The organism is Falsihalocynthiibacter sp. CO-5D18 (assembly GCF_041205445.1).
In the GTDB taxonomy this organism is placed as follows: domain Bacteria; phylum Pseudomonadota; class Alphaproteobacteria; order Rhodobacterales; family Rhodobacteraceae; genus Falsihalocynthiibacter; species Falsihalocynthiibacter arcticus.
This window is the reverse complement of the sequence record NZ_JBGFCF010000006.1, coordinates 55651-82579: the sequence shown is the minus strand read 5'-3', so window position 1 is coordinate 82579 and position 26929 is coordinate 55651. Positions and strand designations below refer to the sequence as shown.

Below are 26929 nucleotides of genomic sequence, written 5' to 3'. Positions count from 1 at the left end.
TTCCTTCGATTCAAAAATTGCTTGGGAATACATTGTACTGAAGCGCCTAAATTCGCAAGCGGCACTGGGCCTTTCTTTGAAAATTGCATTGGTTTAAGTTGTAGAAAATTTGCGAGGAGAGAACATGAGTGTTGCTGGAAAGACAGTTGTAATTACGGGGGCAAGTCGCGGGATAGGCGCGGCGGCGGCGCGGGCGTTTGCTCAGGCGGGTGCAAATGTTGTGCTCCTTGCCAGAAGCGGGAATGCGATCGCCGAAATCGCACAAGAGATTGGCGAGAAAGCCTTAGCGATCCAATGCGACGTGAGCCAGTTTTCAGAAGTTTCCGCGGCGATTGTGTCCGCTCAGGCGGGGTTCGGGGCCGTGGATATTTTGATCAACAACGCAGGAGTCGTCGACCCTATTGGCTCCCTTTTCGAGTCTAATCCAGAGGAATGGGCGCGCTCAATCGATATAAATGTCAAAGGGGCCTATCATTGTATCCGTGCAGTGATGCCGCACATGCTTGCCGCCAAAGCGGGTACGATTTTGAACGTGGGGTCGGGTGCGGCGCATGGTCCGATGGAAGGGTGGAGCGCCTATTGCACGGGCAAAGCGGCGACCTTCATGTTGACGCGCGCAACCCATTTGGAAGGCCACGAAACGGGTTTGCGGGTCATGGGCCTTTCTCCCGGAACGGTCGCGACAGATATGCAGGTCAAAATTAAAGCCAGCGGCATTAATCCGGTCAGTAAGTTAAACGTCTCGGATCACGTCCCTGCCGAATGGCCTGCCAAGGCGCTCGTTTGGATGTGTTCCCCCGCATCAGACCCACATTTGGGGCAGGAACTTTCCCTTAGAGAGGCGGGACTTCGCGCCACTCTCGGTCTGGAATAGCGCAATGATTGATGTCTCCCAGCTAGAGGGCGTTTGGACGGTAACCCTCAATCGGCCCCAAAAAGCCAACTCGCTAACGCGCGAGATGCTGGAAAATCTGATCGGCATTGTCCGTCAAGCGCGGGATGCGAAAGCCGTTGTCTTTACGGGGACAGGAGTTGTTTTTAGCGCCGGTGCCGATTTGGACGAAGCCCGCGCAGGTCTGGCTGAAAGCCTACTTTGGGAGCAGCTTTCTGGAGAAATTGCCGCTTTGCGAGGCCTTACGATATGCGCCCTAAACGGGACGATTGCGGGGGGCGCCTTTGGCATGGCGCTGGCCTGTGACATTCGGATTTCAGTGCCGGAGGCGCGGTTTTTTTATCCCGTCATGAAGCACGGTTTCCTTCCACAGCCCTCCGATCCCAAACGCATGGCCACCCTTATTGGTCCGTCACGCACGAAGCTTGTTTTTCTATGCGGACAAAAACTGACGAGCGAGCAGGCCTTTTCGTACGGCCTCGTGGACCAAGTCGTTTCTCGGGAGCATTTATTTACGACGGTTGAATCCCTTTGCGCGGACGTGATATCTGCCAAGCCAGAGATTGCCTTTGCAATCAAATCAACTTGCCCGAACGGCGAAAAGGAATCTTCGAGATGAAAACGGCATTGGTTATCGGCGCAGGCCCAGCAGGGCTTATGGCGGCCGAAATATTGGCGGATTCGGGGTTTTCTGTCACCGTTGCAGAAACCAAGAAAAGCCCCGCGCGCAAGCTTCTTATGGCGGGAAAGTCTGGTCTGAATATCACCAAGAACGAGACGGATGAACAGTTTTTGGCGACTTTTGGCGACATGCCTGAAGCGTTGAAATCTGCCATGACCGCGTTTGGTCCCCGCGAAGCAATGGCGTGGGCGCAGGGGTTAAATCAGGTTGTTTTCACTGGCTCAACGGGCCGTGTATTCCCAAGATCGATGAAAGCTTCTCCACTTCTTAGAACGTGGCTGGCACGGATGGGGGGCAAGGGCGTTACTTTGGAACTGGGCTGGAAATGGGTTGGTTGCGCGGGTCCGTCGTTTCAGTTTGAAACAAGCGCAGGCGCCAAAGAGGTTGAGGCGGATGTAACGATTTTGGCCTGTGGTGGCGCGAGTTGGGCAAGATTAGGCTCTGATGGGGCGTGGTCCGAATGGATAGATACGCCGCTTGCGCCATTCAAGCCTGCGAACATGGGGTTTGTTGTGGATTGGTCGTCGCATATGGAGCGCCACTTCGGAAGCCCTGTTAAGCCCGTTGGATTGATTGTTGCGGGCAAAACCCATCGCGGGGAAATTGTTGTGTCCCGCACGGGACTCGAAGGGGGCGGCATTTATACCGTGTCTACCGCGCTTCGCGACGGAGAGACCCTGACGCTTGATCTTTTGCCCGACCTTACAGGCGATCAAATCCGCAAGCGCTTGGCAAGGCCTCAGGGCAAAACGAGTATGGCCAACTTTTATCGCAAAGTTTTAGGCTTAACGCCTGTGAAGATGGCTTTGCTACAGGAGTTTGCGCGCCCGTTGCCAACGGGCAATGCATTCATTTCAGTGCTTAAGGCGCTTCCCGTGCCGCTGAAAGGACCTCGGCCGCTGGACGAAGCTATTTCAACGGCAGGTGGCGTGAAATTTGATGGGATGACAGAGGATCTCATGCTTAAAAACCGCCCAGGTGTATTTTGTGCGGGTGAAATGCTGGATTGGGAAGCGCCCACGGGTGGGTATCTGATTACAGCATCTTTAGCGACTGGAAAACTGGCGGCGGAAGCTGCGGTTCGTTGGGCCGAAAGCGGCTCTAATTCGGCTACTTAAGGCCGCCAAGCATGGAGAGGCGCACCAAAGTGCGCTCCACCAGCGCCATAGTTGGCGCGCGACTTGTGGAGCGTAGCTGAAGGTCGGTATCCAGGAGCATAGAGAGCGCGGCTTCCAAACGACGGGTGCCCCATTTTTGGGCTTGGCGCAGCATACGGTCGCGACGCGCCCCAAAAACGGGGGGACGCAGGCGGCCGATGCCTGCTGCCGGTCCACCCGGATCGGCGCTAGCTGCGTGAAGTGTTCTGAAATGTCGTGTCGCGCCAATGCACAATCCAACGGGTTGAACGCCTTGGGCTTCGAGTTTTTGCATGATTGGCCCAATTTCCGCACTGCGACCTTCCGCGACAATATTTAAAATATCGTCGAGTGCAGCCTCCGTGGATGAGGGGGCACAGGCGGCAACATCTAGCGGAGTCGCAGACTCGGAACTGCTCAGCATATAGAGAGCGAGTTTCTCCATCGTTTGACGGAAATCTCCCGGTCCGATTTCCTTGGAAAGCGCCGTGAGGGCTTCCATTGCGTCCGGACTTACCCGCGTTAGACCCACTTTTGCCAAGTCGGCTTCGATCTCCGCACGGCTTGGAGGATCATCATAGATACCTGCCGCATAGGCATTGCCGTGCCCTTCGAACAGCTTGCGCAGGGCGGATGTGGCCTTGAGCTGTCCGGCCGTTACGATGACCTGCGCATCTCCGGGTTGCCATTCCGCTAGGGCGGCGGCGACGGGTTTGACAAGGGCATCAGTGCAACCCTCAACAAAGGCCACGCGTGCACCCGGGAAAAAGCTTTGGGATTTTACGGCATCGAGAAGCATGGCGGGGTCTTTGCGCATGTCAGAAGCCGGAATCCGAAAGAGGCGCATTTCGTCGTCGCCAGTGGGGCCAATCAGGGCCAAGATAACTTCTTGGCGTTTTAGGGCCACACGCATCGCGTCCGCTCCGTAAATCAACAGGCCCGTTCGTTTCGGGTCGGGCTTGGTGAAATATCCGGTTGCGTCGCGCGGCGAAAGCTTCACGGGAGGAAGCTCCCTGAATTGAGGATAAGATGCTCGGTTATATCATCCCCAAGGACGATCATGAGACGTTCAAAAGCCGCCTCACTCGCGGTACGCGTGCTGACAGGGTTGGATGTGGCGCCGAAACTTGTGAAATTCTTGGCGACGCCTTCGGTGAGAACATTCTGGGTATTGAGGTCGCGTAGGGCGAAGGCAACTTCACCGAGCACGTTATAGCGCGTGGTTTCTTGGTTCGGCGTGATGCCAAGCGGGTCGATGCTGGTTTCAATCAGATATGAGAGGCCAAAGCGCGGATCGGTTGCCCTACCAAGGCGGTCTTCGAGGTGTTTGGTGAGGTCAAAGCTGTTTTTGTCAATCGGCGCGTCAACGAGAACAGATCCCCGTAGACCTTGGGCACTGCCGGTAGGGCCGTACACCGGCTCAAAACCACAGCCCGATGCGAGGGCTGTGGCGGAAAGAAAAAAGAAACGGCGATTAAGCGACAACATTCACAATCCGACCTGGTACAACGATGACCTTTTTAGGGGCTTTCCCCTCAAGAATTCTGATCACAGCTTCATCCGCCAAAGCCAGTTTTTCAACCTCTTCTTTGGGCATGTCCGCAGGTACCGTGATTTCGGAGCGGCGTTTGCCATTAACTTGGATCGGAAGCGTCACCACATCGTCGACCAAAAGCGCGGGATCGGCTTTGGGCCATGGCGCTTGGGCAACGAGGCCTTCGCCACCGAGCATTTGCCACATATCCTCGGCCAAGTGTGGCGTCATGGGGGACATCAGTTGCGCCATGATCTTGAGGGCTTCGCGGCGCGCGGCAGTAGATGCTTTGGATTTCGCAACTGTATTGGTGAAGCCATAGAGCTGGGCGACGGACGTGTTGAAGGCGAATCCATCGATTCCGGCGGTGATCGCCTCAATTGCTTTATGGGTGGCTCGCAGGAGCGCCTCGTCGGAGCTGCCGTCGGCAGCCGCCTCCTCGGCGCTCTGTCGGTTTTCATCCGCCAGTCGCCAAACGCGACCGAGGTGTTTTGAGGCAGCCTCAGCGCCAGCGGCGGTCCACTCGACATCGCGCTCGGGCGGGCTGTCGGACATGACGAACCAGCGGGCGGTATCGGCGCCAAAGCTTGTGATAATGTCGTCTGGATCAACCACGTTCTTTTTGGATTTCGACATTTTCGCCGAGGGGATAATCTCGACTTCGGTGCCATCGGCCAATTTTCCGTCGGTCACATCTTCGGGCAGGTGATAGACTTTGCGCCCATTCCCATCGAGAGTTTGGTAGATTTCGTGCGTTACCATCCCTTGCGTAAAGAGCGCGTTGAAGGGTTCAATCGCGCTTTCGGGTAAGTGACCACAGATTTGCATCGCGCGTGCAAAGAAGCGCGCATAGAGAAGGTGAAGAATCGCGTGCTCGATCCCACCGATGTATTGATCGACGTTCATCCAATAGGCTGCGTCTTCGGCATTCGTCGGTGTTGGAGAATTGGGCGAAGTGAAACGCGCGTAATACCAAGAGCTATCGACAAACGTATCCATTGTATCGGTTTCGCGCAGGGCATCCGCGCCACATTTCGGGCAGGAACAGTTGCGCCATGTCGGGTGACGGTCGAGCGGATTGCCGGGGAGGTCAAAGCTGACATCCTTGGGCAATTCAATCGGCAGGTTTTCCTTTTTCTCAGGGACGACACCGCAGGCTTGGCAATGCACAACCGGAATCGGGCATCCCCAATAGCGTTGACGGCTTAGGCCCCAATCGCGCAGGCGGAATTTGGTGACGCCTTTGCCGAGGGATTTCGCTTCCATGAATTCGATGGTTTTAGCCACGGCCTCTTCGCCTGTGGCCTCGGTGAGGCCTGCGAAGTGGTCGACCCAGCGCACTTTTTCGGATTTGAGCGGGGTGAGGGCTGTGTTGCCAACGGGTGCCTCATCATCCAGTGCAAAGAAGGTGTTGGTGACGGCTAAGTCATACTTGCGCGAGAAATCGAGATCGCGTTGATCGTGCGCTGGGCAACCGAAGACCGCACCAGTGCCGTAGTCCATTAGAATGAAATTTGCGACCCAAACCGGCAATTCCCAATCAGGGTTGAGCGGGTGGCGCACTTTTAGGCCAGTATCAAAGCCACGCTTCTCGGCCTTTTCCATGTCGGCCTCTGACGTGCCAAGGCTGCGGCATTCTGCGGTAAAGGCGGCCAACGCAGGGTTGTCGCCTTCGAGCGCTTGGGCCAGCGGGTGATCGGCGGAAATGCCAACGAAACTCGCGCCCATCAATGTATCGGGGCGGGTTGTGTAAACGGGAATGTCTTTGATGTCGCCTTGAGGGGTGGTCAAATCAAAGGCGAACTCAAGGCCGCGCGATTTGCCGATCCAGTTGGCCTGCATGGTGCGGACCTTCTCGGGCCAATTGTCCAAATCATCCAACGCAGTCAGAAGTTCGTCGGCGTGATCGGAAATCTTGAAGAACCACTGTGTTAGTGATTTACGCTCGACGGGCGCATCGGAACGCCAGCCCTTACCATCAATCACTTGCTCATTCGCCAGAACTGTCATGTCTACTGGATCCCAGTTCACAACCGCTTCCTTACGATACACAAGGCCCTTGCCCATGAAATCGATGAACATGCTTTGCTGCTGGCCGTAATATTCCGGATCACAGGTGGCAAATTCGCGGGTCCAGTCAATCGAAAGGCCCAAGGGCTTCATTTGGGCCCGCATGTCGGCGATGTTTTGATAGGTCCAATCGGCTGGATGGCCACCAATCGCCATAGCAGCGTTTTCGGCGGGCATTCCGAAGGCGTCCCAGCCCATTGGGTGCAAGACCGAGAAACCACACGACGCTTTATACCGCGCAACCACGTCGCCCATCGTATAATTCCGCACGTGACCCATATGAATACGCCCAGACGGGTAGGGGAACATCTCGAGGACGTAGTATTTTTCCTTCGCAGGGTCGCGTTTGGCGAGGAATATTTCGGCCTCGTCCCAAGCGTTTTGCCATTTGGGTTCGATTTCGGAGGCGATATAGCGTGACATGAATGAGTCCTTTACGTGCAAAACGCCGAGCTCTTCTGCGGGTTGCAGGGCTCGACGTATGCGAATGACGGGTTAGGTCGGCAAGCGCCTTCCAAGATTAGAGATTGCTGTCGCGCAACCGAAGTTGGCGCGCCCGCGTAAGAATAGCGTCTTCGATCGCACGCTGGGTTTCGGCAGAAACTGCGCGACCTCCGCTCGATTGAAGGGCGACATTAAGAGAACGCGCATCCAAAGCAGGGTCTTGGATATAAACGGCAGCGCGATAGGATTGGCTGCCACCCGGAGGTGTGCCGTATCCCGTGATGAAAATGCCTGAAAAGGGATCGACATCCTGAACGGGCAAGAAGTCGAGAATCTCAAGCGCCGCATTCCAAAGATATTTATTCACCTCAATTTGGGTGTTTGGATCCGTGTTGTTGGCAAAAATATCCCAAACAGTGCTGGGTGGCGTGTCTTCATAACTCTCTTGGAAAGGGGATCGCTCAGGGATTGGCTCAGAATCGCATGCGGAAATGCCCACGACCAAAAGAATCGATGAAAACCATTTGAAAAATTTGCTCGCTACCATTTTGGCTTCCCCTTATTGCTTCAGGGGATTTAGTAACCAACCACCAAAGGCGGAGCAAGGTTTTTCAGTTTTTTAAGCCATACTATAAAGAGAACAATATCGTTCGCCCTGTTTGGAGTCCCCAAAGAAGCTGAAAATTGACTGTGGCAAACCTGCATCAGCCTTAAAGGGTTTGTTAAAGCGATGCATCGGGAACTTGCAAAACCGGAGCCGAAAGGCGATTGAACAGCATACTCAGTTCGGATTTCCCTGAATTGAGGTGCACTCTTTAATCTCTTACAAGGGAAAAACGAAATGAAAAATCTTCTTATTGCTACGACTGCACTCGTTGCAACCGCTGGCGTCGCAGCCGCTGACATCTCCGTATCCGGTGACGGCCGCATGGGTTTGGTATACGATGACCGTGACACTTTCGGTCTTCCTGGCGATTCCAACATCAAAATTAGCAGCCGTATTCGTATCGGTTTCTCCGCATCCGGCGAAACTGACAACGGTCTGTCTTTCGGTGGTTTCATCCGCGCTGACAACTCTGGTGGCGGTTCTGCTGGTCGCGCTGGTTCCGTATTCATCTCCGGTTCTTTCGGTAAGCTCTCCATGGGCGACGTTGACGGCGCTGCTAAAGCTGCTGTTGGTCAAGTTTCCGGTATCGGTTACACAAACTTGAGCGACATCAACGAAATCACGTACCTCAACTCCGGTACTGATGTGAATGGCGACGGCAGCAACGATACACTGTACCCAACTCCTTCGGCTCTTTATGAGTACGCAGCGGGTTCCACAGTATTCTACGTTGGTATCGGCCAAATCGGCACCCAAATCGGTACTGTTTCCGTTCCAGGTCAGCTTCTTCCAGCTGTTGGTGAAGTAGGTCAGTCCTACTCGGTTGGTGCTAAATGGTCTAACGACAATGGCCTTACAATCGCTGGTGGTTATGAAGCTACGAACGACGTTGCTGGTACAGGCGACGCGAGCGATTGGGTTCTTGGTGCTCAATGGACTAACGGTACATGGGGCGTTAAAGGTATTTACCTTCAAGGCGAATGGGCTGGCTTCGGCGACGTTCAACAGTACGCTGTTTCCGGTGACTGGACTTCTGGTGCGACGACTGTAACTGCTTTCTACACTAAGAAAGACCTTCAGGACTTCGATACTACCTCTGAGTCCTACGGCCTTGGTGCTGCATACGACCTCGGTGGCGGTGCTACACTTGCCGGCGGTATCGCTAGCGTGAGCCCAATCAACGACGCTGACACATACACAGTTGGTGACCTTGGTATCAAATTCAACTTCTAATCCATCCGGATTATTGTGAATTGGAAAGAGCGGGCTTCGGTCCGCTCTTTTCTTTTTGTCCAGACTGTGGCTCATTGGGGTGAACTCAAAAGGCCATATTATGTCTCTGAAAAACACCCTTTCCAAAATTCAGTCCGCAGAATCTAGTGCTGGACGTCCTACTGGATCCACCAAGCTTATTGCGGTTTCCAAGGTGCAACCACTTGAGCGCGTGCGCGCAGTTCTAGATCAGGGGCACAGGATTTTTGGCGAAAACAAAGTGCAAGAGGCCGCCGGAAAATGGCCTGACCTACGCGCGGAATACGGTCCTGTGGAATTGCATCTTCTCGGCCCTCTCCAAACAAACAAAGCCCGTCAAGCGATGGAGCTTTTTGATGCTATCCACACCCTGGATCGCCCAAAACTCGCCACCACATTCGCGCGACTAACCAAAGAGGTTGGTCACTGCCCGAAACTGTTTGTCCAAGTCAATACAGGCGCAGAAGAGCAAAAGGCGGGTGTCTCCGTCGACGAGGCGGACGGTTTTATCGCAATGTGCGTAGGGCTTGGTTTGCCGCTCGTTGGCCTCATGTGCATTCCCCCCGTTGACGAAGATCCAAACCTGCACTTCGCCTTACTAGCGGAAATAGCGGCACGAAATCAGTTATCTGAGCTTTCGATGGGGATGAGCAGCGATTTCGAAGTTGCCATAAAAGCAGGCGCAACCTACGTCAGAGTTGGTTCTGCAATTTTCGGCGCGCGCAGCTACAACTAGGCCTTTACTACAATTCTGCTATTGGGCGCCCATCGCGCCAATATCCATTGCAAATTCTGCCGTGAAAAAGCGATGCACCCTTCGGTCGGGTGCCGCGGTTTCCGCCATTGGTGCACAAAAATTGCCGACCCCAATCCGGGGGTAGCCTGTGGGTAATTGTAATCCGTGTATAAAACCACATCATATAGGGGGTCGGCGCGGAACAACGTCTCGTGGCTAAATTTATAAAACCGTTGAGTTTTTCGGCTATTATATTCTGGATCACGCGAGTCGTCCGACCATATATCGGCTGGGCCGATCGCATCCATTGGAAATGGAACGTGTGGCCGTCGAAGCCGCGACTGTCGGAATCCTCCTCCAACTAGACGCATTTCCTGTCTCGGCGTCCCGCCATCCCCCTCACGTTTATTGGCGACAAAACCGCCTTTCCCGATGGAGCAGGGAATACGCCGCCCCATAAACCGCGCCCCCCAACGGGTCACGACAAGGTCGGATGGCTTCACAGCAGATGCCCGGATTTTGCGGCTTTCGTCGCAAGATAGGCGTGATTATGTGCGTTTTCGCCAACCTTCAGCGGCACGCGTTCGACAACTTGAATGCCGTTCGCCTGCATCATTTCAACTTTAGCAGGGTTGTTCGTGAGGAGGTTAACGCTTTGAAACCCCATGCGTTTTAGGATTTCCGCGCCAATGCGAAAGTCGCGCTCATCATCCTCAAATCCAAGGCGATGATTGGCCTGAACAGTGTCAAACCCCTGATCTTGAAGGGAATAGGCGCGCATTTTATTGGCAAGACCAATCCCGCGCCCTTCCTGATTGAGATAGAGCAAAACACCCGCCCCATTCTCGCCCATCGCTGCAAGAGCTGCGCGCAGCTGCGGACCACAGTCGCATTTTAAACTGCCGATAAGGTCACCCGTAAAACACGCAGAATGCAGGCGAGAGAGCACGGGTTTCCCACGATCTGGGCGACCAATTTCCACGGCATAATGCTCTTCACCGCCATCAAGTGGGCGGAAAACATGCAGGCGCCCCGCTTCGGAAACCTCTAGGGGGACGCGTGCCGAAGCTACCAAAGTAAGAGGCGACATTGCATCAATTTCCGCTTCAGCGTCCTCAAGGGGCACATGGGTTAAATCGTTTTCGTGGGCGAACGCGAGGCCGTTTTCAATTGGCAATAGAACGGCGGACGGCAGTAATCGCGCGGCCTTGGCCAACCCGATTGCGGATTTTGCAATGCAACTTCCGCCCTCGCGAAGGGTTTTGAGGGGCCCTTTCATCGGCGCTCTCAGGTCGTTTTCTGGATCGGCAACCGCATATATCCATTTTGTGTCGGCATCGCTCGGAACGACTATTCGTGCAACTTGCGAGTCATAAGCGCGCGCCTTGAGTGTCTCGGCTCTGCGGGTTGTTATGGCCAAAAGAAGAGGCACGCTCAATTCGCGAAGGTCCGAAAGGCGGGCAGGGGTCAATGTTTCTGACGCAATGACAAGTGCCGACTCGCCGGCTTTGGATAGGACGATTGGTGCGCCCATTCGAAGGTCTGCACGGGCACGGGCAAGCCGCTCGGAGAGGGTTGGGGTCAGGGGCATTCGCAAAACTCTGTTACAACATTCATCTGATATGTAACCATTCTGGGTGGGAATTGAAACATAAGGCTGGTTTTCCACACGTCACCGTGATTATTCCTGCCAGCCTCTTGTTTTGCGCCTCTCAGAGGAACAACTCTTATCACAAGCAACGGAGGTTTCCCCATGGTAGCGCTCAAGAAAATACTACTGGTCGACGATGATGACGACCTACGTGAAGCTCTTTCAGAGCAATTGGTTATGACCGAAGACTTTGATGTTTTCGAGGCAGATTCGGGTGCTACGGCGATGGTGAAAGCCAAAGAAGCCATTTATGAGTTGGTGATATTGGACGTCGGCCTACCTGATACCGATGGCCGTGAACTGTGTCGCTTGATGCGCAAGCAAGGGATTAAATGCCCGATTGTGATGCTTACCGGGCATGATAGCGACGCGGATACGATCCTTGGACTCGACGCAGGTGCAAATGATTACGTCACCAAGCCGTTCAAGTTTCCCGTCCTTTTGGCCCGTATTCGGGCGCAATTACGCCAGCACGAACAGAGCGAAGATGCGGTTTTTCAACTGGGTCCATATACATTCAAGCCCGCGGTCAAAATGTTGATTACCGAGGACGAAAAGAAGGTGCGCCTGACCGAAAAGGAAACAAACATCCTTAAGTTTTTGTACCGCGCCACGGGCAGTGTCGTAGCGCGGGATGTTTTGTTGCATGAGGTTTGGGGCTATAACGCAGGGGTCACAACCCACACGTTAGAGACACATATCTATCGTCTGCGGCAGAAAATTGAGCTTGATCCAAGCAATGCGCGTCTTCTTGTTACCGAAAGCGGCGGGTATCGCCTCGCCTCCTAAAAGTTCCCGGCGACTGGGTTAAGTCGCACCTCCCTGTTGACTTGCCCGGGCCTTGTGCCCGGGTTTTTTTATGCAAATAACGGTGCGGCTTGATAGGCTTTTAGGCTCGGTTTGGCGGCACTGAATGCGCTCCAATCCTCCTCAAGTTCTGGAAACAACGCATAGAGTTCATTCTGAACTTCGGCGGCCATTCCTTCACATACTTCCGCGCCAGGCAGAAAGCTTTCTGAAGGTAAACCTTCGGAGAAGATAACTTCGTGATGGTCAAATAGTAGGTGAATATAAGTAACGCCGTCGGTTGGGAGGTGCCGAGAAATCGTCGTACCGTTCACCAAATGCTTGGCTGCAACCAAGACTTCGTCCTCGCCATAAAACAGTTCGGCACGCCAATCGGAAATCAATACACGATGCTGTGGCGAGACGAGAAGATCACGCTTTGGTACGCCATTCCCAAGAGCCCCTTTTTGAATCAAAACAGGCTCAAACACAGGGTATAATGCTAACTCATCACGCGAAAACTTGACTTCGCCCTTCCAGCGCAGGGGCTTTAGCCCGTGGTCCAATGTCTCCACCAAGTCACCAGGTGAAAGCGTCTCAATCGCGCGGGGACCGCTGGCGGTTTCGATTAAAGTTTTGGGTGTGAAACAGGCGGGGGACGCGTAGTCTTCGTAGTTTGTAACACCTGGCGTTGGCCCCTCAGATGCAGAAATAACCGTAAGAGGAACCCCAACAGGTGGAAACCCACCAACCGGACCGATAAAAGCCAAACCTTCGATCGTTCCGTAAGTATTAGTATCACCAGGTTCCCGAATGTTCATCGCAATTATGGTGTAATTGTTTCCATCGGGATCTTGGACCTGGAACTGGAATTCAGCCTCAATAATCGCGCCCGCGTTATAGTCCGTACCGGCGTAAGTTATATCCTCGCTCAGCGACTGGCCTTCATCGTTATCGTCGAATGACCCGTTTCCATCGGTGATGTCTATGGTTTCCCAAAATTTGGAATTCAAGGTGATCGTTTCCCCAATCAAGTGGGTCCCGTCACCTTGGCTAATGCCGGAAAGGGATTCGCCTCCGGATACCGAAATTTGATCGTCTGCTAACGTATAGAGTATTGGCATGTTTTTTCCCATTCGTCCTGATCACGTGCATTTCTAGCAAGGATTCAAGGTGAAAATTGGAGGCCTTTGAGGCAACAAAGGGGCATTAGCCGTTATTTTGGTTAATATTCGGAAACAAAAGGCAAGGTAATTGCATAGAACTTGCAGGAGTAAACTCGAAATCCGGCGGTTACGGCTTCGAGAAATCCTTTTGGGTGGTTATTCCGTCAGCTCCGCCCTATTCTTGGGAAACGAAAATTTTGGAGCGCTACATGTCTTTTACTCTCTGCACCTGGAATATCAATTCTGTGCGCCTTCGTGAACCTATCGTACTGAAATTACTTGAGGAACAGGCGCCGGACATTTTGTGCTTGCAGGAATGTAAAAGCCCTGTGGATAAAATTCCGACCGAGGCTTTTCACGCGCTTGGTTATACGCATATGGTGGCAAACGGCCAAAAGGGGTATAATGGGGTCGCGATCCTTTCGCGCCTTCCGCTTGAGTTGGTCGGGATGCACGATTTCGCCAATCTTGGGCACGCACGACATGTGGCGGCGAAACTCGAAAATGGCGTAACGATTCATAACCACTATGTGCCAGCGGGCGGCGACGTGGCCGATCGTTTGGTAAACGAGAAATTCGGTCAAAAGCTCGATTACCTCGCTGATATGCGGGATGATTTCCGCGCCAATATGCCGAAAAAGTCCATTTTGGTCGGAGATTTGAATATTGCCCCACGGGAAGACGATGTTTGGGATCACAAAAAACTTCTGAAAGTGGTGAGCCATACGCCGATCGAAGTTGAAAAATTCGAAGAGGCCCGTGAATCTGGCGATTGGCATGATGTGACGCGGGCCGATATTCCAGACGGTAAAGTCTATAGCTGGTGGAGCTATCGGGCCAAAGACTGGTCGGAGGCAGACAAAGGGCGTCGTTTGGATCACATTTGGGCGACGGGCGATATTAAAAGCGCGGGTCACAGCAGTCGAATTGCACGCGACGCGCGCGGGTGGGAGAAGCCGAGCGACCACGCGCCAGTCTTTGCAACCTTTGACCTTTAGGGTCGCAACCCCCATATAGATAGAAATGACGTTAATTGGATTGTGATCGATGCTTGAATTTGGAAAAACAGATGCGCCCGCCGAACCTACGGATGAGACCCTAGTCAAGGAGTCTTCTGAGGCCAACTTCTTGGAAGATGTGATCGAAGCCAGCAAAGAGGTTCCGATCATAGTTGATTTCTGGGCGCCGTGGTGCGGCCCGTGCAAAACACTTGGGCCAGCACTCGAAGCTGCGGTGACCAAAGCTGAGGGCGCCGTCAAAATGGTAAAGGTCGACGTTGACCAAAACCCCGGAATTTCCGCTCAATTACAGATTAAATCCATCCCTACAGTTTATGCTTTCTGGCAAGGACAGCCAGTGGACGGATTTCAGGGGGCACTCCCCCCCAGTGAGATTGACCAGTTTGTTGAGCGTATCGCTGCAATGGGGCCTGGTGCGCCCGATGGTGGACTCGCAGATGCGGTCGAGGCTGCCGAGGCAATGTTTGAAGCTGGCGAATTTGACGATGCCCTGCAAACATTCGTAGCGATCACCGAAGAGGATCCCATGAATGTGCCATCCTTTGCGGGTATTATTAAGTGCCATTTGGCGCTTGGCGAAGTAGAAGAGGCCGAGGCTGTGCTAAACGGTATTCCGGCGGAAATATCCGAGAGTAAAGCTATTGAAGCGGTACGGGCGAAAGTTGATTTAGCGAAGCAAGCAGCAAACGCAGGTCCGGAAACTGAGCTTTCTGCCGCTGTGGAGGCCAATCCAGACGATCATCAGGCCCGTTTCGATCTGTCCACAGCGCTACTTGCTGCAGGTGATACCGAAGGGGCTGTGGAAGCTCTTTTGGAGCTATTCAGGCGGGATAGAGACTGGAACGACGGCGCTGCCAAATCTCAAATGTTTACCATTTTTGATGCCTTGGACATGAAAGATCCGATCGCTCTGAATGGGCGGCGCAAACTGTCCTCAATGATTTTTGTGTAATCGAAAACCGGAGCGAGTTCAAAACAATGAAATTGCCCGTCAATTTTCCAGAGACCTTACCGCTCTTTCCAATTGATGGGGCGCTGCTCCTTCCGCGCGGGAGGCTGCCTCTGCAAGTCTTTGAGCCGCGTTTTTTGGCGATGGTTGATGATTGCCTAAAGACGGATGACCGTATGATCGGCCTCATCCAGACCGAGAAAGGTAAAGGCGAAACGACGTATCAGAATGTTGGCTGCGCCGGTCGGATCGTCGGTTTTTCAGAAACTGCCGATGGGCGGTACATGATTACACTTTCGGGTGTGTCACGGTACCGACCTTTGGACGTTCGCGAGAGTTTTAAACCCTACTTAGTCACGACGCCAAGCTGGACGGGTTTCGAACGAGATGTGGCTGGACCAGAGCATGATCCAGAGTTTCCGCGGGATGATTTTATTCCGTTGCTTCAAAAGTATTTTCATATGCAAGAATTGGAAACCGATTGGGAAAATTTGTCGGGAGCCGAGGACGAATTGTTGATCAATTCCCTGTCGATGCTCTGTCCATTTGAGCCAGAAGAGAAGCAAGCACTATTGGAAGCTGTGGATTTGAAAGCACGTCGAGAAACGCTTCAGGCTTTGATGGAAATGGCCATTCATGCAGGGTCACAGAAGGAACAAATACAATGACAAATGAAGGATTTTTTGACCCGAAAATGCTCGAAAGCTTGGTGTGCCCTCTGACGCAAGCGCGGCTCGACTACGACGCCAAAAATGCGGAGCTCATCTCAAAACCGGCCAATCTGGCCTTTCCGATCCGCAATGGCATTCCTGTAATGTTAATTGATGAGGCGCGCGAACTCGATTAAATCGGGCGTCCTTGCAGCAGTTTGGGAACGTCTCCCGTTAGGCCCGCAGCTTCGCGCATTAAGCGTCGCCGCGCACCCGGAATGGCATTGACCAAACCTAGTCCCAAATCCCTTACGGCCCGAAGCGCAGAATTATCGTTTGAAAATAAAGCGTTGAATCCGTCTGTCGCACCCGCAAGGGCTGCCGTATCAAAGCGTCGCCATTGTTGATACCGCGCCAAAACATCAGAGGCACCGAAGTCTTCTCCGCGACGTTTGGCTTCTATAATTACTTGCGCTAATGCGCCGACATCTCTCAAGCCAAGGTTGAGACCCTGGCCCGCGATTGGATGCACCGCATGTGCCGCGTCTCCAATGAGGGCCAAACGTTGGGCAACCATTTTTGGGGTGACCGAAAGGGTAAGGGGATAGGAAAACCTTCCACCTGCCAACGAAATATCTCCCAGAAAACTCCCAAACCTTGGGCGCAACTCTTCCAGAAAATCGGCGTCCGAGAGCGCCTTGATCCTATCGGCATTCTCGTGCGTTTCGCTCCAGACAATGGACGAAACATTTCCCGGAAGGGGTAAAATCGCCAGCGGCCCCGACGGCATGAAAAACTGATGTGCACAGCCCTCGTGTGGCAGGTCATGCGCAACGGCGGCAACCAAGGCGGTCTGGCCGTAATCTTTGTTGTCTCTGGTAATTCCTGCTCGCTCTGAGGTCTGGCTTTTTTTGCCATCCGAACCAATGAGGAGGCGGGCAGCAAGAGTTTTTCCTGAGGCTAATGTCACAGTGGCACCGGTTGCCGTCTGTTCTTGGGAAACAACGGTTTCACCCGAAATAGTCTCTATTCTGGGTTCTTTTTCCAGCGCATCCAAAAGTGCGAACCTTAAGAAGCGATCCTCAATCATATACCCCATGGGGCCTTCTTCGAGTTCACGATGATCAAAGTGCAGCACAAATGGAGAAGGACCTTCGCCCGCGCGCCCATCGGTGACTTTTACATCCAAGATTGGTTGGGAATGATGCGCGATCCCCGACCAAACGCCCAAAGCGCTCATTAGTTTTTGTGAGGACAACGCCAACGCATACCCGCGCCCGTCAAAATCATTCGCTTTTCGAACTTGGGTTGGGAGGGCGTCTACGAGGATGACACTCATCCCACCTTGAGCGAGGGCCAAAGCCATTGACGCGCCGTTAAGCCCGCCGCCTACAATCAGGATATCGGAATCAAATTTCATACAGGTATATTGGCGCTTTTAGCGGGATTGTCCATGTGGTCGGTCGTCGCTAGAGTCGCAAATTGCAAATATGGTATTAGGGGTGGAAAAATGGATTGGCTAAAAGCGACGGCCTCGGATTTGGGGCGAGCGATTGGGAGCGGTGATGTTCATCCCGTTGAACTCACGCAATGCTATCTTGATGCCATTAATACGCACCCTCTAAGCGCCAAGATCTATACACAGGTAACACGCGAACGCGCGTTGGCCGAAGCTGCGGAATCGGCAAAAAGGGCACGAATTGGGGCGCGTTTGGGTCTGTTGGACGGTGTACCCGTCAGTTGGAAAGATCTTTTTGACAGTGCAGGGGTGGCGACCGAAGCGGGAAGCGATTTACTCGCTGGCCGTGTGCCTGAAAGCGATGCCGAAGTCCTGAAGGCCGCAACGTTTGGCGGATCTGTTTGCCTTGGAAAAACGCATATGTCCGAGCTGGCGTTCTCGGGACTTGGGCTAAACCCAGTGAAGGAAACCCCTCCCTGTGTGAATGATGCGGAGGCTGTCCCCGGTGGAAGTTCGTCGGGGGCTGCGACATCGGTGGCTTATGGGCTTGCCCCTATTGCGCTTGGTTCTGATACGGGAGGGTCAGTACGGATTCCGGCCGCTTGGAACGATCTGGTCGGCCTTAAAACCACATCTGGGCGGATCTCTTGTAAAGGCGTCGTGCCTCTTTGTGAGCGGTTTGATACCGTGGGACCACTGTGTCGGTCGGTTGAGGATGCGGCGCAGGCTTTGGCGCTCATTGAGGGGCGAAAACCTGTTGACCTTGGGGGCGTGGGGCTTGGAAATGTTCGTCTAGGTGTGCTGCAAACCATTGCGCAAGCGGACGTGGAAGATAAGCCGGCTCTTGGTTTTAATCAGGCTCTAACTCGCCTAAATTCGAATGGCGCACAGGTTGAGGATGTCATTTTTCCCGAATTGCATGAGGCGATGGCGCTCTCCCCTATACTGTTTTCTAGCGAGGCGTATGGGACATGGAAGGACGTTATCGAAGCCACCCCCGAGAAAATGTTTCCTGAAATTCTAGAGCGTTTCCGAAGCGGAGCAACTTTTCTCGCATCCGACTTTGTTGCAGGTTGGCGCAAGATTGATGAAATTCGCGCAAAGTGGAATTTGGAAATGGCGGGGTATGACGCGATTGTCCTACCCACGGCTCCGATCCTTCCGCCAAACCAAAAACGTCTTCTCTCGGACCATTCATACTATTCTTCACGGAATTTACTGGCATTGCGAAATACCAGAATTGGGAATTTGCTTGGACTATCGGCTCTAACGTTGCCCACAAGTGTGGCGTCGGCTGGATTTATGTTGATGGGAAAGCCCATGGGCGAAGAGGCGTTGCTTAGAATTGGGCGTGCTGCGGAAATTGCACTTGCTCAATAGGCTGACCTAAATGCCACATGCATATGGCCAAGCTGCGGATAACAACGGCGTTTTTCTGGACCAAATCCCTTTGCACAGGTAGTCTCGAAACATACGGGGCGCTTATGATCCCGACATTGAGGCATATATGGTTTTTCCAGAGCGGTTTTCGAATCTGCCAGAATACGCATTTCCGCGTTTAAGAACGCTATTGGACTCGCACGCACCCGGCGGCGAGCCATTTGCTATGACCATCGGCGAGCCGACACATCCGTTCCCACCCTTTGTCACCGACGTAATCGCTGAAAATGCTGCGGGTTTTAACCGATATCCTCCAAATGATGGAGCGCCAGAACTCTTGGCCTCGATCGCTGGATGGATTGAGCGGCGATATAATGTTGCCTTGCCCAGTTCTCAGGTTATGACTGTGAATGGCTCACGGGAAGGGCTTTACAACGCGGCGATGGCGCTTTGTCCTGAAAATAAAAACGGCATTCCGGTCGTGCTCATTCCCAACCCGTTTTATCAAGTTTACGGGATTGGCGCGATTTCAGTGAACGCGGAATCCATTTATGTTTCTGCCGAGCGTGAGACGGGATATATGCCGAATTACGCTGGATTAGAGCCTAAAACTCTTCGTCGTACGGCCCTCGCGTATATCTGTTCGCCGTCTAATCCACAGGGTGCAGTCGCAAGTCGCGCCTATTGGAAAGAACTGATTACCCTTGCCGAGAAGTATGATTTTCAAATTCTAGCGGATGAGTGTTACTCCGAAATATATCGGGTTGATGCACCGGTTGGTGTACTTCAAGTTGCTGCAGAAATGGGTGCTGATCCCGAACGCGTCGTGATTTTTCACTCCTTATCGAAGCGATCAAACCTGCCTGGTTTGCGGTCTGGATTTATTGCGGGTGGCCCAGAGACGATGGCGCGTTTGAGCTTACTTCGGGCCTATTCTGGCGCCCCTTTGCCTCTGCCACTTCAAATGGCGGCCGCAAAAGTCTGGGATGATGAGGCACATGTAGTTGCGAACCGAAAGCTCTATGCGGAAAAATTCGATATTGCAGATGAAATATTCGACGGCATCGAAAATTACGAATCTCCCGAAGCCGGTTTTTTCCTTTGGCTTCCGGTTGAGGATGGCGAGGCTGCAGCGTTAAAGCTTTGGCGCGAAACGGGTGTACGGGTTCTTCCCGGTGCTTATCTTAGTCGCGACGTTAACGGACATAATCCGGGTCAGGGCTACATTCGTGTCGCCCTCGTGGCCCCAAAAGAAGAGGTGCGGGCGGGTCTGAAGAAGATCCGAAACTGTATCTATAGCGAAGGATAGTAGAGTATGGCGTATCAAACACGGCAACGAGACCCATTGTTGGACTCCAATGTAACGGCCGCCATCGAAAGACGCGGCAAAGAACTCATTGGTGTCGCAATGGTCGTTGCAGGCCTTTTGACGACGTTGATACTTGCGTCTTACTCACCCACGGACCCAAGTTGGTTTTCCGCCACAAGCGCCCCGATCCAAAACTGGTTGGGTGGCTTTGGTGCGGCGATCGCGTCGCCACTTTTCATTATCGCAGGCGTCGCGAGTTGGGGTGTTCCCATTGCGATGCTTGTTTGGGGCGTGCGATTTGCGGCGCATCAAGGCGAAGAGCGCGCTATCTCACGGTTGATTTTCCTACCGATTTGGATTGCGATTTTTTCGGTTCATGCCGAAACTTACGCGCCATCCGTAAGCTGGGATCACAGCTTTGGGTTGGGCGGTATGTTCGGTGAAATGGTGTCCGGAGGATTGCTCAACGCAGTTGGCGTTACAACGACGGTCGGTTTCAAACTGTTTTCGCTGGTTTCTGGTGTGGCAATGTTGGGGGCTGCTGTCTTTGTGTTGGGCTTCACTAAACCTGAGTTGCGCGTTATCGGCCGGTTCCTCCTCGTGGGTTTGATCATGGGGTACGCGCGCCTAATGACCCTCATGGGGCGTGGTGCGAATGAAGCTGTTCTGGCCGCGAAACGTGTTCAAGAGAGCCGGAACGAGCGCCGTGAAATGGCGGCTCGCATTGCGGAGGAAGACGCGGTTTTCGAAGAGCATCTAGACGGTGATCTTCACGTACAGCCCGTGGTTGCTGGCCCTCAACAAGCTCATCGGCCGGCGCAGGTTGTGCGTGCGGAACCTGTTCTTTCGGCACCTAAATCGCGTGCCGCCCCTGCACGTGACATCCAAGAACCCGCACAGGTCTTGGCCGCTCCCGCCCCTATGGTTGCGCCGACACATGCGGCGCCTGCTCCTAAACCGGGTTTGTTTGCGCGCGTACCTTTGCTGAAAAAACGTAGCCCTGCGCCTGTTCAAGACATGCCCGCTGCCAAGGTTGAGGCGTCGGGCGATATGGACGACGAGGCTCGAATCAAAGCGCGAATTTCTGAGATCATCAAGTCTCGTGTGCGTCATGCGCCGCGTGCCAGTGTTCGGGCAGAGCCCAAAATGCTACGATCCCAAAAACCGGCCCCCTTGGTTTTGAACTCTCCTACCGCGGTCGAAAATTTTGCAGAATACGAAACCGAAGAGGCCGTGTTAGAGACTGATACCTATGAGTATCCGCAGGAGGTAGAACCGCAGATTACGCCTGATATCGCCCCGACGCCGCCACCTGTTGCCAGAGTGGCCGCACCCCAACTTCCTTCTGCGCCGATCACAAAACCTATGGTTCAACACGGGGCACGCAAACCGATCCTACCTTCGCGTCAGGCCCAAGCCGAGGCGCAACCTGCGTTGCAATTTGACGAATCTGCGACCGAGTTTGAGTTACCGCCCCTCTCGCTTTTGGCCAGCCCAGGTTCGGTTCAGCGCCACATTTTGTCGGATGAAGCGCTCGAAGAAAACGCGCGGATGCTTGAAAATGTGTTGGATGATTATGGCGTGAAAGGCGAAATCGTCGCCGTACGTCCCGGCCCAGTTGTCACAATGTATGAACTTGAGCCTGCGCCCGGTTTGAAAGCCAGCCGTGTTATCGGCCTTGCGGATGATATTGCGCGCTCAATGTCAGCGCTTTCCGCCCGTGTTTCCACCGTACCTGGTCGCTCGGTTATTGGGATCGAGTTGCCCAACGTAAACCGTGAAATGGTTGTGCTGCGCGAAATTCTTGCGGCGCGGGATTTCGGCGATTCCAGCATGAAATTGCCGCTTGCTTTGGGTAAGGATATTGGTGGGGAACCGATCGTAGCCAACCTCGCCAAAATGCCCCACCTTTTGATTGCGGGGACGACCGGCGCGGGTAAATCCGTGGCGATCAACACGATGATTTTGTCGCTGCTTTATAAATTAACGCCCGAAGAGTGCCGCCTGATTATGATCGACCCGAAAATGCTTGAGTTGAGTGTTTATGACGGCATCCCCCACTTGCTTAGCCCCGTCGTAACAGACCCTAAAAAGGCCGTTGTGGCCCTTAAATGGGTCGTGGGCGAAATGGAAGAACGCTATCGCAAGATGTCCAAAATGGGCGTGCGGAATATTGATGGCTATAACGGGCGCGTTAGTGACGCTCTTGCGAAGGACAAAATGTTCAGCCGAACCGTGCAAACGGGCTTTGACGATGAAACTGGCGATCCAACTTTTGAAACCGAAGAATTTGCGCCAGAAAAAATGCCCTATATCGTTGTTGTTGTTGACGAGATGGCAGACCTTATGATGGTCGCGGGCAAAGAAATCGAAGCCTGTATCCAGCGGCTTGCCCAAATGGCACGTGCTTCGGGTATCCACTTGATCATGGCCACCCAGCGTCCGTCTGTTGACGTTATCACAGGGACGATTAAGGCCAACTTCCCGACCCGTATCTCGTTCCAAGTGACAAGCAAGATTGACAGTCGTACGATTCTTGGCGAAATGGGCGCCGAGCAACTTTTGGGTATGGGCGACATGCTTTATATGGCTGGCGGCGGTAAAATTAACCGTATTCACGGCCCGTTCTGTAGCGATGAAGAAGTCGAGGAAGTTGTTAACCACCTCAAGGCCTATGGCACGCCTGAATATATGTCCGGTATTGTTGATGGGCCTGCAGAGGGTGCGGAGAGTGAAATCGACCTCGTGCTTGGCCTTGGTGGGAACACCACAGGTGAAAACGCGCTCTATGACCAAGCGGTTGCGATTGTGTTGAAAGATCGGAAATGTTCGACCTCTTATATCCAACGTAAATTGGCCATCGGCTATAACAAGGCTGCGCGTCTTGTTGAGCAAATGGAAGACGAAAACTTAATTTCCGCAGCCAACCACGTTGGGAAACGCGAAATTTTGGTGCCCGAACAATAGATAACGGCAGAACAACGCTTTGTGATTTCGGCTGGGTAGTAATCTGGCCGAAAGCAGTTAAGTATAAATACATGAAACATTTACGCTTCCTTTTAGTACCCGTTTTGGCTGTCAGCATGGCTTTGCCTGCGGCTGCCGAGAAAATCTCCCTCAAGGAGATTTCTAACTATTTCAATAGCTTCTCTACTGCTCAGAGTCGCTTTAGCCAAGTGAATGCCGATGGTTCAAAATCATCGGGCAATATGTTTATGCAAAGGCCGGGCAGGGCGCGGTTTGAGTATGATAAGCCCGACGACACGTTGGTGATTGCCGGCGGGAGCCAAGTGGCCATCTTTGACCAGAAATCCAATACGGGACCCGAGCAGTATCCGCTCAACCGCACGCCATTAAGCATTATTCTTGCGAAAAATGTGAACCTTGGCGGAGCGAAAATGGTCGTAGGGCATGGCACACGCGGTACCGATACCGTTGTGCGCGCCCAAGACCCGAAAAATCCAGAATACGGAAGTATTGATCTCATCTTTGAAGCGAATCCGACGCGCCTTATCGAATGGATAATTAACGACGCGGCGGGGAATGCGGGCACGCGCGTTATTTTTGGCGATTTCAAGACTGGCGTGAGTTTACCCGCCAGCCTCTTTAATATTACGCTCGCCTCGAGAGAGCGATAGTCTGTGTGGCCTAAATCTTGCCGCACTGCCTAAGTTGGGCTTCGTAAAGCCTCGAACGGTCGTCGACGCTTTGTGAAACTCTAATGAGCCATGCTTTGGAATTGTGCGATCCGCGCGCGTAGCCGGCTCTGCCTTCATGGTAGGCAAGATACTGGTTGCGCGCATCTGCTTTGGAAATCCCGAGCTTGCGTGCACTTTCGTCCATGTACCAACCCATGAAATCGACCGCGTCAGAAAAATCGTCGCGCTTAGCGCTGCGACGTCCAGTAGACGCGCGATACTCATCCCAAGTCGCATCCAACGCCTGACTATAGCCGTAGGCAGAACTTTGACGGCCCATAGGTATGATACCCAGTGCATACTGATGTGGCGTGCGCGCATTGCCGATGAATTTGCTCTCTTGGTAAAGAGTCGCCATTTGCACGTTTATTGGAATATCCCAGCGCCGCTGGGTTTTTTTCATGGCCTTGTAATATTTACCGCGCTGATTGAGGATTGAACAGGCGTCGTTTAAATTGCGTGGGGCGGAATTATCACCCCCACCGCATGCGGCGACCAGAATCATCAATACTGTTGCGCGAAGAAGTCTGCTCATATGCCCCTCGCTTTTTTTCAAACAGGATAACGTAAATTCACCCATTTGGAAATAACAATCAGTTGATTTTAGATCAGGAATCCAAGCGCGAGGGGAATCACGGCGACAGAAATGAGGGTTGAAACCACAACAAGGCCAGCAACGGCATTGGAATCAGCCCCATATTTCTCGGCTAGCATGTAGGAGGTGACAGCAACGGGTGTCCCGACTTGCAGGATCAAAACCGCCAGTGCCACATGTGGGAGATCCAGCCACACACCGATTCCGGCGGCCACACCGATACAAATCGCAGCCTTAAGGAGGGAAAGCCAAAACGCTTGCCCCAACCGCCCCGGCTTTAATCGCGCGACTGCGACACCAAGCGTTATGAGCATCATCGGAATGGCCATTTGCCCCACAAGCTCAAGCGCGTTCGTCAAAAATTTCGGGGTTTCCCATCCTTGCCACATGAAGATCGCACCAAGTAGTGTGGCGCCGACCATCGGCTCCTTAAGGACTTTGCTCAAATTGCCCCCACCAGAGACAATCCAGACCCCAAAAGTGAAACTCCAGATCGCCATTACTGCAAAGACTACAATGGCATAGGCGAAACCTTCTTCGCCAAACGCAAAGAAGGCAAGGGGGAGGCCAACGTTACCTGTATTGCCGAAAATGAGGGAGGGGAGGAAGCTGCGGACGTCCAATTTCAACGCGCGCACAACGAGATAAAAGACCAGCGTCAAAACGGCATAGGTAACGATCGATGCGACGAGCAATAGCGACAGCGCCGACGGGTCAATCTTGGTTTGCATCAAAGCGACGAAGATCAATGCGGGGATCGATATCGTCATGGCCATGCCGGTTACAAACTGTACGCGGTACTCAAATCCGAGCCGCACCCAGACGTATCCGATGCTTGCTAAAATGAAGACAGGAGCGACAATTTCGAGGACTGTTAAAACTACGTCCACAGTCTGTTTCCAGCATTTTGCGTCTCTATCATGGACAATCCCCGTCTCCATTGTTTAGTAACCTTATGGGGAGCTATTAAGCTATGCTGAAGACACGTGCAAAATATTATCTTGGCCAAGTTGTTCGCCATCGCAAACATCCGTTTCGCGGTGTGGTTTTCGATGTCGACGCTATGTTTGCAAATACCGATGAGTGGTATGAGGCGATCCCTGCCGAGAGTCGCCCCAACAAAGATCAGCCATTTTACCATCTGCTGGCCGAAAACGATAAGAGCTACTACGTCGCCTATGTTTCCGAGCAGAACCTCATTGCGGATTATACGGGGATTCCGATAAGCCACCCTGATTTGAGTGACATGTTCGGTGATTTTGAAGACGGAAGCTATCCGCTTCAGTTCCAGCTCAATTAACCCCTAATACCCCAAAGCACAGCCATCTTTACGAGGATCGGAAGCGCCCTGAAGGACGCCTCGCTCCCAATCAATGAGAATCGCTTGGGCACCGCCGATTGCAGTATCCGGGGTGGATAAAGTGTGTCCCAATGCGCTGAGTTCCTGCTGAACTTTCGCAGAATAGCCGCGCTCGATGTTCATAACCCCAGCGTCGCTAAAACTGCGCGGCGCATCTATTGCTGCCTGTGGGTGCATGCCAAAGTCCGCTGTGTTCGAGACGAATCGCGCGTGTCCATTGGGTTGATACGCGCCGCCCATAACCCCGAACGGCATGATAACTTTGCCGTTCTGTTTGAGCATACCCGGAATGATCGTGTGCATGGGGCGCTTGCCGCCTGCGGCCTCATTTGGGTGGCCTTTGTTCAGCATGAAACCCGCGCCACGGTTTTGAAAGAGGATGCCGAATTTATCCGACGCAAGGCCCGACCCAAAGCTGTGAAAGATAGAATAGATCAAAGAAACTGCCATGCGATTGCGATCGACGACCGTAATGTAAATGGTGTCCTTATGAACGGATTCTGAAAGTGGAGCGGCCGCGGCCATCGCGCGCTTAGGGTCAATCAAAGCGGCGAGTTGTTCTGCTGTCTTTGCGGCTAACATATGGTCCAACCGGCCCACATAATCCGCATCAGAAAGGAACCGGTTACGTGCGTCATAAGCAAGTTTGGCGGCTTCGGCCTCAACATGCGCGCGCTGGCTACCGAATGGATCCATAGAAGCGATATCGAAATGACTGAGGATATTGTTCATTAGAATGGCGGTTGCGCCTTGGCCATTGGGTGGATGCTCGAACAATTCGAGATGTTTATAGGTTCCCGAAAGCGGGGTCGTGTACGCGCTGGATTCTGTTTCAAAATCGTCGAGAGTGTGGGTTCCGCCAAGCGCTTGTAGGGAGTCGACCATGTCTTGGGCTACTTCTCCGGTATAAAACGCATCTCGTCCGTCCAAGGCGATTCTACGCAGAACTTCTGCTTGTTGTGGCGCTCGGAAAACTTGCCCAACTTCAGGGGTTTTCCCGTCGATTAGGTAGTAGTCGCGGGCAACACCCTGCAGGGAGTCCTCAGCGATCTTCCAGTCCATTTGGGTGCGTGGTGCAACCGGAATACCCGCCGTTGCATAGTGAATCGCGGGGGCCAATGAACCCGCTAATCCCATTTTTCCATAATCTTTTGAAAGCCGACAAAAGGCGTCGATCGCACCCGGAATTGTGATAGACGCGACGCCCCCGACGGGCATTGTCTTGTGCCCCTCTGCGCGCAATATTTCTGCGGATAATCCGGCTGGCGCGCGGCCCGAGCCATTTAGGGCAATGATATCGTTGCCGTCTGCGGGTTTAACTAGAACGAAACAGTCGCCGCCTATTCCTGTCATTTGGGGTTCGCAAACGCCAAGGACAACAGCGCCCGCGATCGCAGCATCAACCGCATTTCCACCAGCTTCCAAAATTTGGCAAGCGATTTTCGCCGCTAAAGGGTGCGAAGTGGCACACATACCGTTTTCGGCAAAAACTGGGGAACGTCCGGGTAGTTGAAAATCACGCATGCTGGTCTCCTCACGTTAGAAACGGAGACTA

General features: G+C 53.2%; 26 protein-coding genes. 15 read left to right on the top strand and 11 right to left on the bottom strand.

What is annotated here, in order from left to right; translation table 11 throughout:
• Positions 1–124: 124 nt before the first annotated feature.
• Genes AB9F27_RS09895 through AB9F27_RS09885 form a run of 3 tightly spaced genes read left to right on the top strand, consistent with a single transcriptional unit; the run spans position 125 to position 2692 of the window.
• The gene (locus AB9F27_RS09895) at positions 125–874 is read left to right on the top strand and encodes an SDR family oxidoreductase (protein WP_335583988.1); all 750 of its coding nucleotides are present in this window, start codon (positions 125–127) and stop codon (positions 872–874) included.
• A gap of 4 nt (positions 875–878) precedes the next feature.
• A complete protein-coding gene (locus AB9F27_RS09890) occupies positions 879–1511 on the top strand; it encodes an enoyl-CoA hydratase/isomerase family protein (RefSeq protein WP_335583989.1) in 633 nt (210 codons plus the stop codon).
• On the top strand, positions 1508–2692 hold the full coding sequence (locus tag AB9F27_RS09885) for a TIGR03862 family flavoprotein (protein ID WP_335583990.1): 1185 nt from the start codon (positions 1508–1510) through the stop codon (positions 2690–2692). The genes AB9F27_RS09890 and AB9F27_RS09885 overlap by 4 nt, the downstream gene beginning before the upstream one ends.
• Here AB9F27_RS09885 and holA read toward each other — a convergent pair.
• The 4 genes from holA to AB9F27_RS09865 form a co-directional block, all read right to left on the bottom strand.
• A complete protein-coding gene (gene holA, locus AB9F27_RS09880) occupies positions 2685–3710 on the bottom strand; it encodes a DNA polymerase III subunit delta (protein ID WP_335583991.1) in 1026 nt (341 codons plus the stop codon). The genes AB9F27_RS09885 and holA overlap by 8 nt on opposite strands.
• Positions 3707–4198 carry a hypothetical protein gene (locus AB9F27_RS09875; protein ID WP_335583992.1) on the bottom strand — a complete coding sequence of 164 codons (492 nt, stop codon included), beginning with the start codon at positions 4196–4198 and terminating at the stop codon, positions 3707–3709. The genes holA and AB9F27_RS09875 overlap by 4 nt, the downstream gene beginning before the upstream one ends.
• Positions 4185–6737, bottom strand: a complete 2553-nt coding sequence (gene leuS, locus AB9F27_RS09870) for a leucine--tRNA ligase (protein WP_335583993.1) — start codon at positions 6735–6737, stop codon at positions 4185–4187. The genes AB9F27_RS09875 and leuS overlap by 14 nt, the downstream gene beginning before the upstream one ends.
• Before the next feature lie 97 nt (positions 6738–6834).
• Positions 6835–7305, bottom strand: coding sequence for a DUF3576 domain-containing protein (locus AB9F27_RS09865; RefSeq protein WP_335583994.1), 471 nt, complete (start codon positions 7303–7305; stop codon positions 6835–6837).
• 294 nt (positions 7306–7599) lie between these two features.
• Here AB9F27_RS09865 and AB9F27_RS09860 point away from each other — a divergent pair, with 294 nt between their 5' ends.
• Positions 7600–8598, top strand: a complete 999-nt coding sequence (locus AB9F27_RS09860; protein WP_335583995.1) for a porin — start codon at positions 7600–7602, stop codon at positions 8596–8598.
• Between the two features lie 100 nt (positions 8599–8698).
• The gene (locus tag AB9F27_RS09855) at positions 8699–9352 is read left to right on the top strand and encodes a YggS family pyridoxal phosphate-dependent enzyme (protein ID WP_335583996.1); all 654 of its coding nucleotides are present in this window, start codon (positions 8699–8701) and stop codon (positions 9350–9352) included.
• On the opposite strand, the gene AB9F27_RS09850 is transcribed toward AB9F27_RS09855, so the two are convergent.
• Both AB9F27_RS09850 and ribA read right to left on the bottom strand, forming a co-directional pair.
• Positions 9349–9810: a L,D-transpeptidase family protein gene (locus AB9F27_RS09850; protein ID WP_335584056.1), complete on the bottom strand. Its 462-nt coding sequence runs from the start codon at positions 9808–9810 to the stop codon at positions 9349–9351. The two genes, AB9F27_RS09855 and AB9F27_RS09850, sit on opposite strands and share 4 nt — an antisense overlap.
• Before the next feature lie 41 nt (positions 9811–9851).
• Complete coding sequence (ribA, locus tag AB9F27_RS09845) at positions 9852–10943, bottom strand: GTP cyclohydrolase II (RefSeq protein ID WP_335583997.1); 1092 nt, start codon at positions 10941–10943, stop codon at positions 9852–9854.
• Between the two features lie 162 nt (positions 10944–11105).
• Between ribA and AB9F27_RS09840 the strand changes: the two genes are divergently transcribed.
• On the top strand, positions 11106–11792 hold the full coding sequence (locus AB9F27_RS09840) for a response regulator transcription factor (protein ID WP_039003364.1): 687 nt from the start codon (positions 11106–11108) through the stop codon (positions 11790–11792).
• A 68-nt stretch (positions 11793–11860) separates the two neighbouring features.
• Here AB9F27_RS09840 and AB9F27_RS09835 read toward each other — a convergent pair whose 3' ends face one another.
• Positions 11861–12913 (bottom strand): Hint domain-containing protein, encoded by a 1053-nt coding sequence (locus tag AB9F27_RS09835; RefSeq protein ID WP_335583998.1) that lies wholly within the window; start codon positions 12911–12913, stop codon positions 11861–11863.
• Positions 12914–13164: 251 nt separating this feature from the next.
• Between AB9F27_RS09835 and xth the strand changes: the two genes are divergently transcribed.
• The 4 genes from xth to AB9F27_RS09815 are packed head-to-tail and all read left to right on the top strand — an operon-like array spanning position 13165 to position 15770.
• Positions 13165–13953 (top strand): exodeoxyribonuclease III, encoded by a 789-nt coding sequence (gene xth / locus AB9F27_RS09830; RefSeq protein ID WP_335583999.1) that lies wholly within the window; start codon positions 13165–13167, stop codon positions 13951–13953.
• Positions 13954–14002: 49 nt separating this feature from the next.
• Positions 14003–14926: a thioredoxin gene (gene trxA / locus AB9F27_RS09825; protein ID WP_369757683.1), complete on the top strand. Its 924-nt coding sequence runs from the start codon at positions 14003–14005 to the stop codon at positions 14924–14926.
• Between the two features lie 26 nt (positions 14927–14952).
• Positions 14953–15591 (top strand): LON peptidase substrate-binding domain-containing protein, encoded by a 639-nt coding sequence (locus AB9F27_RS09820; RefSeq protein WP_335584001.1) that lies wholly within the window; start codon positions 14953–14955, stop codon positions 15589–15591.
• A complete protein-coding gene (locus AB9F27_RS09815) occupies positions 15588–15770 on the top strand; it encodes a Trm112 family protein (RefSeq protein ID WP_335584002.1) in 183 nt (60 codons plus the stop codon). The genes AB9F27_RS09820 and AB9F27_RS09815 overlap by 4 nt, the downstream gene beginning before the upstream one ends.
• Here AB9F27_RS09815 and AB9F27_RS09810 read toward each other — a convergent pair.
• Complete coding sequence (locus AB9F27_RS09810; RefSeq protein ID WP_335584003.1) at positions 15767–16993, bottom strand: UbiH/UbiF/VisC/COQ6 family ubiquinone biosynthesis hydroxylase; 1227 nt, start codon at positions 16991–16993, stop codon at positions 15767–15769. The genes AB9F27_RS09815 and AB9F27_RS09810 overlap by 4 nt on opposite strands.
• Before the next feature lie 90 nt (positions 16994–17083).
• On the opposite strand from AB9F27_RS09810, the gene AB9F27_RS09805 reads away from it, so the two are divergent.
• The 4 genes from AB9F27_RS09805 to AB9F27_RS09790 all read left to right on the top strand — a co-directional run bounded on the left by AB9F27_RS09805 (position 17084) and on the right by AB9F27_RS09790 (position 23359).
• Positions 17084–18412 (top strand): amidase, encoded by a 1329-nt coding sequence (locus AB9F27_RS09805; protein WP_335584004.1) that lies wholly within the window; start codon positions 17084–17086, stop codon positions 18410–18412.
• Between the two features lie 127 nt (positions 18413–18539).
• Positions 18540–19721, top strand: a complete 1182-nt coding sequence (locus AB9F27_RS09800) for an aminotransferase class I/II-fold pyridoxal phosphate-dependent enzyme (RefSeq protein WP_335584005.1) — start codon at positions 18540–18542, stop codon at positions 19719–19721.
• A gap of 6 nt (positions 19722–19727) precedes the next feature.
• The gene (locus tag AB9F27_RS09795; RefSeq protein ID WP_335584006.1) at positions 19728–22688 is read left to right on the top strand and encodes a DNA translocase FtsK 4TM domain-containing protein; all 2961 of its coding nucleotides are present in this window, start codon (positions 19728–19730) and stop codon (positions 22686–22688) included.
• Positions 22689–22759: 71 nt separating this feature from the next.
• Positions 22760–23359 carry an outer membrane lipoprotein carrier protein LolA gene (locus AB9F27_RS09790; protein WP_335584007.1) on the top strand — a complete coding sequence of 200 codons (600 nt, stop codon included), beginning with the start codon at positions 22760–22762 and terminating at the stop codon, positions 23357–23359.
• A gap of 10 nt (positions 23360–23369) precedes the next feature.
• Here the strand turns inward: AB9F27_RS09790 and AB9F27_RS09785 are convergent, their stop codons facing one another.
• On the bottom strand, positions 23370–23954 hold the full coding sequence (locus tag AB9F27_RS09785) for a lytic transglycosylase (RefSeq protein WP_039003373.1): 585 nt from the start codon (positions 23952–23954) through the stop codon (positions 23370–23372).
• 68 nt (positions 23955–24022) lie between these two features.
• Complete coding sequence (locus AB9F27_RS09780) at positions 24023–24904, bottom strand: AEC family transporter (protein WP_335584008.1); 882 nt, start codon at positions 24902–24904, stop codon at positions 24023–24025.
• 83 nt (positions 24905–24987) lie between these two features.
• Here AB9F27_RS09780 and hspQ point away from each other — a divergent pair, with 83 nt between their 5' ends.
• Positions 24988–25314: a heat shock protein HspQ gene (hspQ, locus tag AB9F27_RS09775; RefSeq protein WP_039003375.1), complete on the top strand. Its 327-nt coding sequence runs from the start codon at positions 24988–24990 to the stop codon at positions 25312–25314.
• Positions 25315–25317: 3 nt separating this feature from the next.
• On the opposite strand, the gene AB9F27_RS09770 is transcribed toward hspQ, so the two are convergent.
• On the bottom strand, positions 25318–26898 hold the full coding sequence (locus tag AB9F27_RS09770) for a gamma-glutamyltransferase family protein (RefSeq protein ID WP_335584009.1): 1581 nt from the start codon (positions 26896–26898) through the stop codon (positions 25318–25320).
• Positions 26899–26929: the final 31 nt, after the last annotated feature.